This window comes from Paraburkholderia sp. RL17-381-BIF-C, assembly GCF_046026435.1.
In the GTDB taxonomy this organism is placed as follows: domain Bacteria; phylum Pseudomonadota; class Gammaproteobacteria; order Burkholderiales; family Burkholderiaceae; genus Paraburkholderia.
The window spans coordinates 1-15515 of the sequence record NZ_JARESX010000019.1 but is presented as its reverse complement, the minus strand read 5'-3'; the positions used below and the strand labels follow the sequence as shown (position 1 = coordinate 15515).

Genomic DNA, 15515 nt, shown 5'->3' with positions numbered 1-15515 from the left:
GCGCGAGCGGTTCGGCATCGACCGCCCGCCGCGCCTTACGACATCAGCGGCTCGGCCGCGTCGAGCATGATCTTGACGAAGTAGTCCGCAAAACTGCGGCGCACGACCAGGTCAAAACTGCTCGCGCCGGTGGGCAGCAATGTCATCGATGCCTTGAAGAAGTGACTCTGCGCGCACTGTCCCTCGCCGAATAGTTTGGGATGCAGATCGAGCGGACAACCGCGCGACAGCACTTCACGCGTGCGCGTGCCGCTGATTTCGAGCACCGTATAGCCACTGCCGATATCCACCGCCGACGCGAACACGCCTGCGAACGCGGCACCGAGCTTGGCCTGCAACGGCGCGGTACGCGTCGCGTCGTGGGCGGCGGCCGAGCGCACCAGCCACTCGTCCGGGCCGAGCCACATCACGTCGTAGCCGTTGCCGCGCGCCACCGTGTTGGCCTTTTCAGGCGGACGGCAGCCGACCACGCTTTCGAAAGCGCGCACGAACGCCGCGTCACGCGTATCGCCGCGCACATTCACGAGTTCCAGAAATGGCCGCTCGTTCAACCTGAACGCCGCGGATGCCGTCGCCTGATGTTTCTTCAGCAGCGCATCCGCGCCCACCAGCGGCGACTCCTGCCACACGCCGGTCTGCTTGCCGACAGCGCGATCCACGACCGACGCCGTCCCTCTCGTTTCATTCCACATGTTGACGTGCTCCTTCGCTGTCGTAGAACACCGAACTGGTGACCTTCGCTGCAATCTGTTTGCCGCTAGAAAGCGGAATCGTGACCGTCTCGCCGATCTTGTCGAGACCGCCCTTCACCACCGCCATCGCGATCGAGCGCTTCAGGATCGGGCTGTAGTAGCTCGACGTGACGTGGCCGAGCATCGCCGCCGTCTCGCCCTGGAACGGACCGGCGACGATCTGCGAACCTTCTGGTATCACGAACGACGGGTCGTCCGAGAGCAAGCCGACCAGTTGCTTGCGCCCCGCCTTCGCGGTATCCGAGCGGGTCAGCGAACGCTTGCCGAGAAAGTCCTTCGACTTCGCGACGAGTCCGCCCATGCCGAGGTCATACGGCGTCATCGAACCGTCCGTATCCTGGCCGACGATGATGTAGCCCTTCTCCGCGCGCAGCACGTGCATGGTTTCGGTGCCATACGGCGTAATGTCGAATTCCGCGCCCGCGGCCATCAGCGCCTCCCACACCGCGCGTCCGACGTTGGCCGGCACGTTCACTTCATAGGCGAGCTCGCCCGAGAAGCTGATGCGCATCACGCGCGAGGCCGCGCCAGCCACCGTGCCTTCGCGATAGCTCATGAACGGGAATGCCGCGTTCGCGAAGTCGATGTCGTGGCAAACCTTCTGCAGCACCTTGCGGCTGTTCGGACCGACCACGGCGAAGGTCGCCCAATGGTCCGTCACCGACGCGAGCCGCACGCGCATGTCCGGCCATTCCGTCTGCAGCCAGCGTTCGAGCCATGTCAGCACACGTGCCGCGCCGCCGGTCGTGGTCGTCATCATGTAGTGCTGGTCGGCGAGGCGCACGGTCACGCCGTCGTCGAAGATCATGCCGTTTTCGTCGAGCATCAGGCCATAGCGGCACTTGCCGACTTCCAGCTTGCTCCACGGATTCGTATAGACCCAGTTCAGCAGCTTCGCCGAATCGGGGCCCTGAATGTCGATCTTGCCGAGCGTCGAGGCGTCGAGAATGCCGACGCTCGTACGCACCGCGAGAGACTCGCGCGCCACTGCCGAGTGCAGATCTTCGCCAGCTTTCGGGTAGTACCACGGACGCTTCCAGTTGCCCACGTCCTCGAACGCCGCGCCGTTTTCCACGTGCCATTCGTGTACCGCCGTCTTGCGCACCGGATCGAGAAACTCGCCCAGCTCGCGGCCGGCAAACGTGCCGAACGTGACGGGTGTGTAGTTCGGCCGGAACGTGGTCGTGCCGGTCTCGGGAATCGTCTTGCCGAGCGCCTGGGCGAGAATCGCCATGCCGTTGATGTTGCCGAGCTTGCCCTGGTCGGTGCCGAAGCCCATCGCGGTATAGCGTTTGACGTGTTCGACCGATTCGAAGCCTTCGCGCGCCGCGAGGAAAATATCCGCGGCCGACACGTCGTTCTGGAAGTCGATGAACTGCTTCGGCCCGCGCGTGGCCAGTTCGCGGCCGCCGACCAGCCACAGCGGCTGCATCTTCGCTTCCGTGATCTCGGCCACCTGCACCGGATTCGGCCGCGCGACAATAAAGCCCGCCGCGCGCGCCGCCTCGATACCGGCATCCACCGCAAAGCGGATGCCCTGGCCCAGCGTGAAGTCGCCGGCACAGGCGCCGACGCTCGTCTCCGCCTGCATCGCCTTGCCCGGCACGAAGCAGGCCTTCTCGTCATGCCAATGCGCCTTGCCGCCCGATTGCGCGAACAGATGCAGCACCGGGCTCCAGCCGCCGGACATGGCGAGCAGATCGCACGAGAGTTCGCCCTGCTTCGCACCGACCTGCCCATTCGAATACGACGCCACGTCAACCGACGCCACGCGCAGTTTGCCGTGCGCGGCCGTGATTACCACGCCGTTCATCACCTTGACGCCGTAGCGCCGTGCCAGCGCGGGCAGCGTGCCCTTCGATTCGCTCGCGCGCGGATCGACCACCGTCACCTGGGCGCCGGCCGCTTTCAGATCGAGCGCGCATTGATAGCCGTCGTCATTGTTCGTGAAGACCACTGCGTTGCGGCCCGGCAGCACCGCATAGCGATGCAGGTAGGTCGACACGGCCGACGCCAGCATCACGCCCGGCAGATCGTTGTTGCCGAACACGATGGGCCGTTCATGCGCGCCGGTCGCGAGAATCACGCGTTTCGCGCGGATCTTCCACATCAGTTCGCGCGTGCCTTTGCGCTGCGATACCGGCAGATGCTCGGTGAGCCGCTGTGTCACCGTCACTAGATTGTGGTCCTGATAACCGAACGCCGTGCTGCGGCACAGGATTTTCACGTCGGGCATCTGCCGCAGTTCGTCTTCGATCTTCTGCACCCAGTGCAGCGCGGGCTTGCCGTCGATCTCCGCACGGCACGACAGCAGCGAGCCGCCGAGTTCCGGCTGATCGTCGACCAACGTCACGCGCGCGCCGGACAATGCCGCGGCGTGCGCCGCCGCGAGCCCGGTCGGGCCACCGCCCACCACCAGCACGTCGCAATGCGCAAAGCACTTGTCGTAGCGGTCCGCGTCGGTGTGTTCCGGCGCCTTGCCGAGACCTGCCGCGTCGCGGATCACTTCTTCGTACTTCGGCCAGAATTTGCGCGGCCACATGAAGGTCTTGTAATAGAAGCCCGCCGGAATGAAGCGCGCGATCTTCTGGTTGACCGCCATGCGGTCTTTCTCGATGCTCGGCTTCGCGTTCACGCTGGTGGCGACGAGTCCCTGGTACAACTCGACTTCGGTCGCACGGGCATTCGGCACTGTGTACGCGCCGGTTTCCAGTTGCACCACGGCATTCGGCTCTTCCACACCCGCCGTGACGATGCCGCGCGGCCTGTGGTACTTCCAGCTACGCGCGACGAAATGCTCGCCGTTCGCGAGCAGCGCCGAGGCCAGCGTGTCGCCTTGATAGCCCTGGTACTGGCGGCCGTTGAACGTGAACGTCAGCGGCATGGCGCGATTGATGCGGCCGCCGTTGGGGAGTCGGTCTTTCTGGCTCATGATGCCTTGCCCTCTTGTGCCTGGTTCGGTGCCTTGTCTTGTGGTTTAGCCTCGTTGCTGCCCATGGCGAGCAGCGGTCGCTCGAACGTCTCGTAGCCCTGGATCTCGTAGCTCACCGTGTCGCGCTGCGCCTTGAACCAGCGGCGGCAGCCTTGCGTGTGCAGCCATTGCTCGCGATGCACGCCGCGCGGGTTCTTGCGCATGAACAGGTAGTCGCCCCATTCCTTGTCGGTGAGTTTGTCGGTGTCGAGCGGACGGGCAATATCCGCTTCGCCGCCGCAGGAAAATTCGGTTTCGGCGCGTGGCCCGCACCACGGGCATTCGATCAATAGCATTTCTTCGTTCCTCGTCGCAGTGCGTGGCGTTAGTGGGCGACGGCGGCGGCGCCGTGCTCGTCGATCAGGTGGCCGGTATAGAAACGGTCCAGCGAGAATGGCGCATTCAACGGATGCGGTTCATCCTTCGCGATGGTGTGCGCGTAAGCCCATCCCGAGCCCGGCGTCGCCTTGAAGCCACCCGTGCCCCAGCCGCAATTGAAATACAGCCCTTTCACGTCGGTCTTGCTGATGATCGGGCACGCATCCGGCGAAACATCCACAATGCCGCCCCACTGCCGGTTCATCCGCACCCGCGAGAACACCGGGAACATTTCGACGATCGCTTCGAGCGTGCCCTCGATAATCTGGAAACTGCCGCGCTGACCGAAACCCGTGTACTGGTCCACGCCCGCGCCGATCACCAGGTCGCCCTTGTCGGACTGGCTGATATACGCGTGCACCGCGTTCGACATCACGACCGTATTGACCACCGGCTTGATCGGCTCCGACACCAGCGCCTGCAACGGGTGGCTCTCCAGCGGCAGCCGCACGCCGGCCATGTCGGCGAGCGTGGAGGTATTGCCCGCCGCCACCACCGCGACTTTCTTCGCCTTGATGAAACCCTTCGTGGTGTCCACGCCGACCACCTGACTGCCGTTGCGGCGAATGCCCGTGACCTGGCAGTTCTGCACGATATCCACACCGGCCTGATCCGCGCCGCGCGCGAAACCCCAGGCCACCGCATCGTGACGCGCCACGCCGCCGCGGCGCTGGATCGAAGCGCCGAGCACCGGATAGCGGCTGTTGAGATTGATGGTCGGCTCGATTTCCTTGATCTGCTCGGGCGTGAGGAATTCAGCGTCCACGCCGTTCAGCCGGTTAGCATTCACGCGGCGCTCGGTGTCGCGCACGTCCTGCAACGTGTGCGCAAGGTTCATCACGCCGCGCTGGCTGAACATGACGTTGTAGTTCAGGTCCTGCGAGAGCCCTTCCCACAGCTTCATCGCTTTTTCGTACAGCGCGGCCGACTCGTCCCACAGGTAGTTCGAGCGCACGATGGTCGTATTGCGCGCCGTATTGCCGCCGCCGATCCAGCCTTTCTCCAGCACGGCGACGTTGCGCACGCCATGCTCCTTCGCCAGGTAATACGCGGTGGCGAGACCATGCCCGCCGCCGCCGACGATCACGACGTCGTATTCACGTTTGGGCTCGGGGCTCTTCCACTGTCGCTCCCAGTTCTCGTGATACGACATCCCGTTGCGCAACAGGCTGAATATCGAATAGCGGCTCATCGTCTGTCCTTAGTGGGTACTCGTGCTTAATGCTTCGTTGCTGTTCAACACTCGATGACGTTCACGGCCAACCCGCCGCGCGACGTCTCCTTGTATTTCGTCTTCATGTCCGCGCCGGTTTCGCGCATCGTCTTGATCACGTTGTCGAGCGACACATAATGCTGGCCGTCGCCCTTCATCGCCATGCGCGCGGCGTTCAACGCCTTGATCGCGCCCATCGCATTGCGTTCGATACACGGAATCTGCACGAGTCCGCCGACCGGGTCGCAGGTCATGCCCAGGTTGTGTTCCATGCCGATTTCGGCGGCGTTTTCGACTTGCGTCGGCGTGCCGCCCATCACGGCGGCGAGCGCCGCGGCGGCCATCGAGCAGGCCACGCCCACTTCGCCCTGGCAGCCCACTTCCGCGCCGGAGATCGACGCCGTTTCCTTGTAGATGATGCCGATCGCCGCGGCCGTCAGCAGGAAGTTGACAATGCCTTCGTCGTTCGACGCATGCATGAACTTCACGTAGTAGTGCAGCACCGCGGGAATCACGCCGGCTGCGCCATTGGTCGGCGCCGTGACGACGCGCCCGCCCGCCGCGTTTTCTTCGTTGACGGCCATCGCGTACAGGTTGACCCAGTCGAGCATGGAGAGCGGATCGCGCAGCGACTCTTCCGAACGCGAACGCAGTTGCGCGCACAGATCGGCGGCGCGGCGCTTGACATGCATCGGGCCGGGCAATTCGCCGCGCACCTTGCAGCCGCGTTCGACGCAGGCCGCCATGGCGCGCCAGATGGTCAGCAGGCCGTCGCGCACTTCCTGTTCAGGACGCGACGCGCATTCGTTGCGCAGCGTGATCTGCGCGATCGACAGACCGGTTTCGCGGCAGACGCGCATCAGATCGTCGCCGGTCCGAAACGGATACGGCACCTGGGCACCGGCGCGCACGCCGTTCACGCGATCGCCTTCGCGATTCACCACGAAGCCGCCGCCGATCGAGAAATACTCCTTCTCCACCAGCAACTGGCCGTTTTCGTCGAAAGCCTGAAAACGCATGCCGTTCGGATGCACGATGCCCGAGCCCGGCGCGCCCGGCATCAGCTTGCGGAAAAAGCCGAGATGCTCGCGTTCGTCGAATTTCACCGGATGCTTGCCGAGCAGCACGAGCTGCTTCGTCGCGCGAATGGCCTGCAGGCGCGGCTCGATCACGTCCGGGTCGATGGAATCGGGCAGATTGCCTTCGAGCCCCAGCAGCACTGCCTTGTCCGTGCCGTGCCCTTTGCCGGTCGCGCCGAGCGAGCCGAACAGTTCGACCTTCACGCCGCGCACGAAGCCGAGCAGATTGGCGTCTTCGATATGCGAGGCGAAGCGGCATGCAGCGATCATCGGCCCGACCGTGTGCGAGCTTGAGGGACCGATACCGATCTTGAACAGATCGAAGACGCTGACGTTCATGGCGTACCTTGTGCGTTGCGATGCCTTGGGTGGATTTGCTGCTATTGCACCGCACGTCAATTTGAATCGATAGAATAAAAACGGCATGACAGTGGGATAGTGGCGTCAAGCCGGCTGCCGGCAAAGGGCGGCGACGTATTTGCGAAGACTTTTGACGCATTTGCGAAGGGCGCCGCGCTTGCGGCTGGCGATGGCCGCCATCCCTGGTGCTATGCTTGATCCCACCCTTTTCCTTGCTGGCTGCATGCATGAATTCCGCTGAACCGCTTCCCCCTCAATCGATCGACGGCACCTCGAAGCAGCGCATCCGCTTCGGCATCATCCTGCTGCCGAACTTCACGCTGACGGCGTTTTCGGGTTTCGTCGACCTGCTGCGCCTGTCCGCGGATGAAGGCGATTTCAGCAAGCCCGTGCGCTGCTCGTGGAGCGTGATAGGGGAAACCCTTGCTCCGGTGCGTGCGAGTTGTGGCATTCAGATCACCCCGTGGGAAACCTTCGACACCGCCGAGCCGTTCGATTACGTGGTGGTGGTGGGCGGCCTGCTGCATTCCGGGCCTGCCACGAACGAAGCGACCCTCGCCTTCATTCGCCGCGCCGCCGCCACGAATGCGACGCTCGTCGGCATGTGCACGGGCGTGTTTTCGTTGATGCGCGCGGGCGTGCTGGAGGGACACCGCATCTGCGTGAGCTGGTTTCACTACTGGGATTTCATCGAACGTTTTCCGTCGGTCAACGAGGAAGCGCTGGTCGCCGACCGGCTGTTCGTGATCGACCGCCGGCGCATTACGTGTTCAGGCGGACGCGCGTCGATCGACGTCGCCGCCGCGATTCTGCTGCGGCATTTCGAAACCGCCACGGTGCAGAAGGCGCTGCGTATTCTGCTTGTGGACGACATGCAGAAAGGTAACGCGCCGCAGCCGCATCCACCGGGACTCGCGCCGGCCGCGCATCCGAAAGTGAAGCGCGCGATTCTGCTGATGGAACAGCACGTGGGCCGGTCGTTGTCGCTCGACGAACTTGCGGGCAAGCTCGATCTGTCGCCGCGTCAGTTGGAGCGGCTTTTCAAGGCGCAAACGGGTAAGGCGCCGCAGGCTTATGCGAAGCAGGTGCGTTTGCGCACCGCCGCGTGGCTGCTCACGAGTTCGGACAAGACGGTGGCCGATATTGCGTCGAGTTGCGGGTTTTCCGATGCGTCGCATCTGGGGCGGGAGTTTCGCAAGCAGTTTGGTTTGCCGCCGATGATGTATCGCGAGCAGCGCGGCACGGCGGCGGAAGCGGTGGATAGTGGGGATTATGAGGAGACGTTTCCGGGGCGGGCGCGGGCGATTTGAGGGGGGTGAGAGCGGGCCGGACAAGAATTTGCCAGCCGAATGACAGGATTCATCCAGTCGGCAGGTTTGAAGGCTAAAGCAGCGGGCCGGAATGTTGCCGCACAAGTTGCGGTCACTGGCCCATCCCGCAAGTCAACCGACTACAGTTCTATCCGGAAGCGCTCTGGCGGTTGTAGAAAAAATGGATAGAAGTGCCTCGCACACTCCATGATATCGGCCGGACCATAAAAGACGCCGACGTCCCATGATCGATCGCCAAAGGCGATCCACTCACCTTCCACCGGCAGGATCGCATAGTGCCGATGATTCACACCCAGTGCATCCGCGGGACTTCCGCCCGGATCTTCCATCATGAAGTGAAAGAACTCGTCGTCCGAGTTCTCACCGCGATGAATGAAGCCGGGATACTTTCCAAAATGATGGTGGAAATAGTCGAACGGATCGGGATTCAAAATCAGCGTCACAAATTCGGTACTACTCTGCAACGCAAGCAACGCCTGTACAAGCTCAAAGAATTTTTGCGTTGAGATATCGATCGGGTCGAAGTACAGCAACTCGTCGCGCGGGACGCCGACGAGAGCGCGCACACCCTCCCTCGCGCGCTTCCAGAGAAGCGTGAACTCCGTCAAATCATGGATGTAATCTAATCTACTCATTGGTTACCACATCGATGCCTATCAGATTGGATATTGAGCGTTCCCTCTTTGGCTAAGGAGGGAAAGTATTCCGCGGTTGAGGCGCCGTTGTTCGAACAGCCGCCAGGGAATCAATCCCGTATTGTCGGCGCGCGATTAGATGCCGCACGGTCTTTCGCTGCAAAGTGCAGCATTCGGCAGGCAAGCAGGCAAGGGCCTCCTAGTCAACGATTTTGAAATTGACCCCAGGTCGCAAAATGTCACCTGATAGTGTCGTGCGGGCAAATTCATTGGCTTCTGCTATTCCAGGGAACGCCGCAGCCTCCTTCGAATCATTCCCGCAGGCTAGCCATTGCCCGGATCGAGGCAAGATCGCATAAGCTCAGGTGTTAAATGCTAGCGCGTCCGCAGGACTGCCGCGCGGGTCGGCCTGCAACATGGCACAGTAGTCGGCTTCAATGTCTGTCGGCTGAAAGATGATCGCGGGATACCTTGAAAAGTGGTTGAAGAAGTATCCGACCGGATCTGGGCGCAATCCTACAAAAGCAAAATCGTCCGTGTCTTGGTTCGTGAATCTAAGCAGGGCTCTAACGAACTGGTAGAAGTGGCGTGTCGTAACGATCGACGAGGCCAAATACACGACGTTATCTTGTGGCGCGTGCTTGAGTAGCCGCACGCCCGCAGTGGCGCGTGCCCAGAGATCTTGAAACTCAGCTGGGTTGTCGACGAAGATTCGCTTTTCCATTTCACTTCAACCTGATCCTGTACGTGACGCAACCGTCCTGCGATTAGCCAAATCGGGCCTCGAACGCGCGTTGAATTCCTCCGTTCGCTGGGTTTCGCTGACGCGAAGGAGCCACGTGTTTACGCGTTGAGCGACCGCCTCCAGTGGAAGCGTGTGTCCCGACCTGTTGTCCGGGACACGCGCGCTACTTCCGTAATCGGACGTAACGACGACGATGGCGATTCAATAAAGATTTACGCTGGATTCTCGTAAAACGCGAAACGCTGCTTAGCAAATTGCATGACGTCCGGGGGACCGCTGAGAACACCAGTTCCGCCAACCCATCCTCGATCGGCATAACAGAACCATTCGCCCGATGGTGGCAAGACGACGTATTGCTCCGAATAAAATCCAATCGCGTCAGCTGGACTGTCACCAGGGTCCATCATCAGTATGTCAAAAAAATCCTCGTTCGTATGACGAGCTTCAAGTATGAATCCCGGATACTTGCCAAAATGCATATGGAAGTAGCTGAACGGATCTGGGTTAATAACGACCACAGCGAACTCACCGCTTCCGTGGAACACCGCGATGCTTCGGATAAGGTCGAGAAAAACCTCCGTAGCAATGTTAGAAGAGTCGAAGCGCAAAAGCTTCGAGGCCGGGGTCACTGACACTCGTTCCATACATTCGCGTGCACGTTGCCAAAGCAGCGTGAATGTCTCAAGGTCATTGATGTAATCAATGTTGCTCATAAACTGCTCAAGCGGATTTTGACAGTTGCGCTTTTCGAACCCGCAGGAATCTTGCGTAGCCTCAGGCGGTAAACGTGGCATGCGGAAACGACGCGGATTGTTACGGCGTTTCCGCCCTGCCTGACCTCGCGATCTAACGCAAGCTATTCAACAACGCTGAACCCTTCACCAGGTTGGAGAAAAAACGGATAAAAGCTTCGGGCAAACGCAAGGATATTAGGCGGCCCTGTCAGTACGCCCATTTCCCGTTTTCTGTCCGCGTACATGAACCATGTTCCAGGTGTCGGCAGAACCGCATACCGCTCAGAATTGGCCCATAAACAATCTGCCGGACTGTCGCCCGGATCCTGTTGCCAGGATTCAAAAAAATCGTCATCGGATTGCTCCGCGCGATGCACGAAGCCGGGGTATTTGTGGAAGTGAAAATTAAAATGACTGAAGGGGTCAGGCTTCAGTACCAGGCTGACAAAATCGCGCCCACCTTCCTGGGCCAGCAATGCTAGTACAAGTTCAAAAAATTTCTGTGTGGATATATCAACAGAGTCAAAATAGAGTAGCTCGGCCGGCGAGGCTGACGCCAACTCTTGCACGCGCGCGCTCGCACGCTCCCACAGCGGATAAAAGGTCGCCGAATCTGAAATGAAGTCTGGCTTGGTCATGACGGAAGGCAGCTTACCGGTGCCAACTGGGCGAACCCGGCTTCGCGCCGGTGGCCGCCCACACCGCATTGCAATCAGCAGCGTTCGCACCGAACGCCAACATGAGCAGCATGAATGCGGCCAACAGGCGGGTCACCATTGCGCCCGGACTCTCTTTAATTCTGTTTCTTATCATCGTCGTCCTTATCGGTTGTACTTGGATTTAGCCCAAGCACCCTATAAGGACTGCAACAATCAAAAAATCCGACAACTCCTAAAACTGAGGTATCCACACACGGAATCTAATGCGAGTCGATAAACACCGACACTCGCCGTAGGAACTCTGAAGCGAAACTATCAGACAAGATCCAATCGCGATGCAGAAACGGCCGTCTGCCGGCAACACACGAGACCGCCGCCCGCGGGCTAAACGAACAGAAAACAAAAAAAACAAAGCGACGTATAAGGCATCCCTAAAAGACTGCCCCATCCGCCGCCCCATTCTCCAACCCAACCTCACTTCCCGGCTACATAAGCCTTCACAGCCGGCAACCCATCCTTCCCGTCATACGTCTTCACCCCTGCCAGCCATTTGTCGAGCACCGCCGGATTCGCCTTCAGCCATTTGCGCGCGGCCTTGTTCGGGTCGGTCTTGTTCATGATCGGCAGCATGACGTGGTTCTCGATATCGGTCGTGAACTGCAGATTCGACACCAGCTTCGCCACATTCGGGCAACGCGCCGAATAATCGCTCGGCGTGACCGTCAGCACTTTCGCTTCGCCATAATTCGGTCCGAACACATCGTCACCGCCAGACAGATAATCGATCTTCATCTGCACGTTCATCGGATGCGGTTCCCAGCCCAGAAACACGATCGGTTTGTTCGCGCGGATCGCACGGTTCACCTCGACCAGCATGCCCGCCTCGCTCGACTCCACCAGCTTGAATTTGCCGAGCCCGTACTGATTGCTGTCGATCATCTTCTTGATCAACGCATTGCCGTCGTTGCCCGGCTCGATCCCGTAGATCTTGCCGTCGAGCTTGTCGTAGTTCTTCGCGATATCGGCGAACGTCTTGATGCCGGACTGATACGCATAATCCGGCACCGCCAGCGTGTATTTCGCGCCCGTCAGATTCGGCGTGGGCAAGACGGTGAGCTGTCCGGACTTTTTGAACGGATCGATCATCGGGTCCATGGTCGGTGACCAGTAGCCGAGGAACACGTCGATCTGTTTGCTCTTCACACCGGCAAAGGTGATCGGCACCGAGGCGATCGTCTTGGTCGGCTTGTAGCCGAGCCCCTCGAGCACGGTCGACGCAAGCCCGGTGGTCGCCGCGATATCGGTCCAGCCGACGTCAGCGAACCGGACATCGCGGCAGGTGGCGGGTTCCGCAGCGAAGACAGACGACACAGACAGCGCGCACAACGACGCAGCCCACAAACGTTTCATGGCGTTCCCTCAGGGTGATTGATGCTTGACTGGTTTTGACGGACGAAGCGGATCTCTTACGCCGCCCGGTTCAGGCGGCGCTGCATGCAATTCATGGTGTGGCTCATTACGAAGACAACCGCCGCTCGACGCTCGGCGCATGACCGAACTGCGCGCGATAGGCTTTGCTGAAATGACACGGCGAATGAAAACCGCACACCGCCGTCACCCGCGCAATCGACGCATCCGTATTGCGCAGAAGCTCGCGCGCGCGACGCAGACGCAGCGTCAGGTAATAGTGCGTCGGCGACACGCTCAGGAACATCTTGAACATGCGTTGCAAATGACGTTGCGACAGATGCACGAGCCGCGCGAGTTCGTCGAGCGATAACGGCTCCTCGATATTCGCTTCCATCAGCCGCACTACCTCGATCAGTTCCGCGCGCGAGAAACCGACCCGCGCATCGACGGGAATGTGCTGGTAATCGGTTGAACCGCGAATCCGTTCGACGATGAATTGTTCGGACACCTGCGCGGCGAGCGCATGCCCCAGCCGCATGCCGACCAGGTTCAGCATCAGATCGAGCGGCGCGGTGCCCCCCGTGCATGTCATGCGATCGCGGTCGATCACGAACAGCTCGTCGGCGAAACGCACATCCGGGTAGGTCTTGTGCAACGGCGACATGTCTTCCCAATGCACGGTGCAGCGATAACCGTCGAGCAATCCGGCAGCCAGCAGCGCATACGGTCCCGTGCAGATGCCGCCGAGCGGAATGCCTTTTGCGGCGACGTCGCGTAGCAACGCAATCACCGTGTCGTTCACGTAATCGCGCACATGCCAGCCGGCGCAGACGATCAGCACGTCCGGCATGCCGGCCTCGGCGAGCGTGGTGGTGGGTTTTACCGTGATGCCGTTGCTCGCTCGCGCCGGTTCGCCGTCGGGCGTGATCACCGACCATCTGTAGTGCTGCGCGCGGCCTACGTAGTTGGCCATGCGCAGTACCTCGACCGCGCTCGTGAACGCGATCATCGAAAAATTCGGCAGCGTCAGAAAGCCGACGTGCGCGAGCCCGGACAGCGGCGAATCGGCTTGGGGCTCGACCGGCGTGATCGCGTCGCGCTTCATCGGCGGCTCAGCCGTGTTGCGCCGCCGGCTCGCGGCGCACTTTCATGACACTGCGCAAGCCCGACAGCAGCGGCGCGCGCGCCATGCCCGGCGAGCGGCCAAAGCTCTCCGTGATGCGGTCCAGAATGATCGCGAGCATCACCACCGAAAGTCCGCTTTCAAAGCCGAGCCCGATATCGAGCCGTTGAATACTGGCCAGCACGTCGTTGCCGAGACCGCCCGCGCCCACCATCGACGCGATGATCACCATGGAGAGCGCCATCATGATGGTCTGGTTCACGCCGGTCATGATGGACGGCAGCGCGTTCGGAAACTGCACCTTGTAAAGCAATTGCCACGGCGTGCAGCCAAATGCCTGCCCTGCTTCGACGATTTCCCGGTTCACGTGCTTGATACCGAGCGAAGTGAGACGCACCGCCGGCGGCATGGCGAAAATCACGGTGGAGAGAATCCCCGGCACACGGCCCAGACCGAATAGCATCGCGGCCGGAATCAGGTACACGAACGCCGGCATGGTCTGCATCAGATCGAGCACGGGGCGCACGATCATCTCGACGGTGCGGCTCTTCGCGGTCCAGATGCCGAGCGGCACACCGAGCAGCAAGCTGATCAGCGTGGACGACAAGGTCAGGCCGAGCGTGATCACCATCTGATCCCAGAACCCGGTGCCGTAGATCAGCAGCATGGCGAGCAGCGTGAACAGCGCGAAGCGCCAGCCCACCCGCCACAGCCCGATGCCGACGAAGAACGCCATCAGCGCCCACATCGGCACGGCTTGCAAGCCGTGTTCGATCACCGCGGCAAAGCTCTCGATCACCTTGCCGATGGAATCGAAAGTTTTTGCGTCGTGGTCGAGCAGATAGTGAACGCCGTGATCGACCCAGGCGCCAAGTGGAATGACTTCAGACATGGGAACTCCGATGGCGGGTGAGAACGTTCAGCACGTTCGTCTTGTTGACCGAACCACAGTAGGAGCCGTCGGCTTCGACAACCGGCAGCGGCGCGCGGCTCGCCACCACGCGTTCGACGACGTCATCCAGCGGTGTAGTGCGGCGGATGCATTCGATCTGATTGAGCTGCGGCGAAGCGCTGCCCATCGCGTCGCGGCAGACGAAGCCGCGAATCTTGCGCTCGCTGTCGAGCACAAACGCGTAGTCGGCGCTGCCGTTGAGCGTGGCGGCCACGCTCGACGCATCGATCTGCGGCGAGTGCTGCATGAGCGGCACGGCGTCGGTCTGCATCAGATCGCCGGCGGTCAGATAGCGGCTCGTGTCGATGCCTTCGAAGAACGCGCGGACGTAATCGTCGGCGGGATTGGTGATGATCTGCTGCGGCGTGCCGACCTGCACGACCCGGCCGCCTTCCATGATCGCGATGCGGGTGCCGATGCGCATCGCTTCTTCCAGATCGTGCGACACGAACAGGATGGTGCGCTGCTGCTCGCGTTGCAGATCGAGCAGCACGTTCTGCATTTCCTTGCGCTTGAGCGGATCGAGGGCGGAGAACGCCTCGTCCATGATCATCAGCGACGGATTGACCGCCAGCGCCCGCGCGAGACCCACGCGCTGCTGCATGCCGCCGGAGAGCTGCGCGGGGAGCTTTTCCGCGAACGGCGCGAGGCCGACCTGTTCGAGCACGGCCATCGCGCGCTTCTCGCGTTCCTTGCGGCCCACGCCTGCCACTTCGAGGCCGAACGCCGCATTGGACAGCACGGTTCGCTGCGGCATCAGCGCGAAGGACTGGAACACCATGCTCATGTCCTTGCGGCGCAGCGCCGTCAATTCCGAGCGCGGCACGCTCGCCACATCGCGGCCGTCGATCAGCACCTTGCCGGCGCTCGGCTCGACCAGCCGGTTGATCAGACGGATCAGCGTCGACTTGCCGGAGCCGGACAGGCCCATCAGCACGAAGATCTCGCCTTCCTTGACTTCGAACGATACGTTGTGAACGCCGACAATCTGACCGGTGCGCGCGAAAACCTCTTCTTTCGTTGCGCCGCCTGCCAGCATGCCGATCGCCTGTTTCGGGTTGGTGCCGAACACCTTGCACAGCCCTTCGACCACGACCTTCGGGGAATTCATTGAATGCTCTCCTATGTCGACCGGAGTTAGCGCTTTAGCGCTTACTCCGGTCCCATGCACCG

Annotated in this window: 14 protein-coding genes; 1 reads left to right on the top strand and 13 read right to left on the bottom strand. The window is 61.3% G+C overall.

The window, feature by feature from the left end:
* Positions 1 to 35 precede the first annotated feature (35 nt).
* From P0D70_RS14210 to P0D70_RS14190, 5 genes are read right to left on the bottom strand one after another with little or no spacing between them, the layout of a single operon-like run.
* The gene (locus P0D70_RS14210; RefSeq protein ID WP_408184961.1) at positions 36 to 692 is read right to left on the bottom strand and encodes a sarcosine oxidase subunit gamma; all 657 of its coding nucleotides are present in this window, start codon (positions 690 to 692) and stop codon (positions 36 to 38) included.
* Complete coding sequence (locus P0D70_RS14205) at positions 682 to 3684, bottom strand: sarcosine oxidase subunit alpha family protein (protein ID WP_408184960.1); 3003 nt, start codon at positions 3682 to 3684, stop codon at positions 682 to 684. Before P0D70_RS14205 ends, P0D70_RS14210 begins: the two co-directional genes overlap by 11 nt.
* Complete coding sequence (locus tag P0D70_RS14200) at positions 3681 to 4019, bottom strand: sarcosine oxidase subunit delta (protein WP_408184959.1); 339 nt, start codon at positions 4017 to 4019, stop codon at positions 3681 to 3683. The genes P0D70_RS14205 and P0D70_RS14200 overlap by 4 nt, the downstream gene beginning before the upstream one ends.
* 29 nt (positions 4020 to 4048) lie before the next feature.
* Positions 4049 to 5293: a sarcosine oxidase subunit beta family protein gene (locus P0D70_RS14195; protein ID WP_091801526.1), complete on the bottom strand. Its 1245-nt coding sequence runs from the start codon at positions 5291 to 5293 to the stop codon at positions 4049 to 4051.
* 44 nt (positions 5294 to 5337) lie between these two features.
* Positions 5338 to 6732: an L-serine ammonia-lyase gene (locus P0D70_RS14190; protein ID WP_091801529.1), complete on the bottom strand. Its 1395-nt coding sequence runs from the start codon at positions 6730 to 6732 to the stop codon at positions 5338 to 5340.
* Between the two features lie 248 nt (positions 6733 to 6980).
* Between P0D70_RS14190 and P0D70_RS14185 the strand changes: the two genes are divergently transcribed.
* Positions 6981 to 8063, top strand: coding sequence for a GlxA family transcriptional regulator (locus P0D70_RS14185; protein WP_408184958.1), 1083 nt, complete (start codon positions 6981 to 6983; stop codon positions 8061 to 8063).
* Between the two features lie 140 nt (positions 8064 to 8203).
* Here P0D70_RS14185 and P0D70_RS14180 read toward each other — a convergent pair whose 3' ends face one another.
* The 8 genes from P0D70_RS14180 to P0D70_RS14145 form a co-directional block, all read right to left on the bottom strand.
* Positions 8204 to 8719: a hypothetical protein gene (locus P0D70_RS14180; protein ID WP_408184957.1), complete on the bottom strand. Its 516-nt coding sequence runs from the start codon at positions 8717 to 8719 to the stop codon at positions 8204 to 8206.
* 361 nt (positions 8720 to 9080) lie between these two features.
* Entirely contained in the window at positions 9081 to 9443 is a 363-nt protein-coding gene (locus P0D70_RS14175; protein ID WP_408184956.1) for a hypothetical protein, read from the bottom strand.
* Positions 9444 to 9676: 233 nt separating this feature from the next.
* A complete protein-coding gene (locus P0D70_RS14170) occupies positions 9677 to 10177 on the bottom strand; it encodes a hypothetical protein (protein ID WP_408184955.1) in 501 nt (166 codons plus the stop codon).
* Positions 10178 to 10320: 143 nt separating this feature from the next.
* Positions 10321 to 10836 (bottom strand): hypothetical protein, encoded by a 516-nt coding sequence (locus tag P0D70_RS14165; RefSeq protein WP_408184954.1) that lies wholly within the window; start codon positions 10834 to 10836, stop codon positions 10321 to 10323.
* Between the two features lie 495 nt (positions 10837 to 11331).
* A complete protein-coding gene (locus tag P0D70_RS14160; RefSeq protein WP_408184953.1) occupies positions 11332 to 12267 on the bottom strand; it encodes a choline ABC transporter substrate-binding protein in 936 nt (311 codons plus the stop codon).
* 106 nt (positions 12268 to 12373) lie between these two features.
* Positions 12374 to 13372 (bottom strand): GlxA family transcriptional regulator, encoded by a 999-nt coding sequence (locus P0D70_RS14155; RefSeq protein ID WP_091801551.1) that lies wholly within the window; start codon positions 13370 to 13372, stop codon positions 12374 to 12376.
* Between the two features lie 7 nt (positions 13373 to 13379).
* Positions 13380 to 14282, bottom strand: a complete 903-nt coding sequence (gene choW / locus P0D70_RS14150; protein ID WP_408179140.1) for a choline ABC transporter permease subunit — start codon at positions 14280 to 14282, stop codon at positions 13380 to 13382.
* Positions 14275 to 15453 carry a quaternary amine ABC transporter ATP-binding protein gene (locus tag P0D70_RS14145; protein ID WP_091801558.1) on the bottom strand — a complete coding sequence of 393 codons (1179 nt, stop codon included), beginning with the start codon at positions 15451 to 15453 and terminating at the stop codon, positions 14275 to 14277. The genes choW and P0D70_RS14145 overlap by 8 nt, the downstream gene beginning before the upstream one ends.
* Between the last annotated feature and the right edge of the window lie 62 nt (positions 15454 to 15515).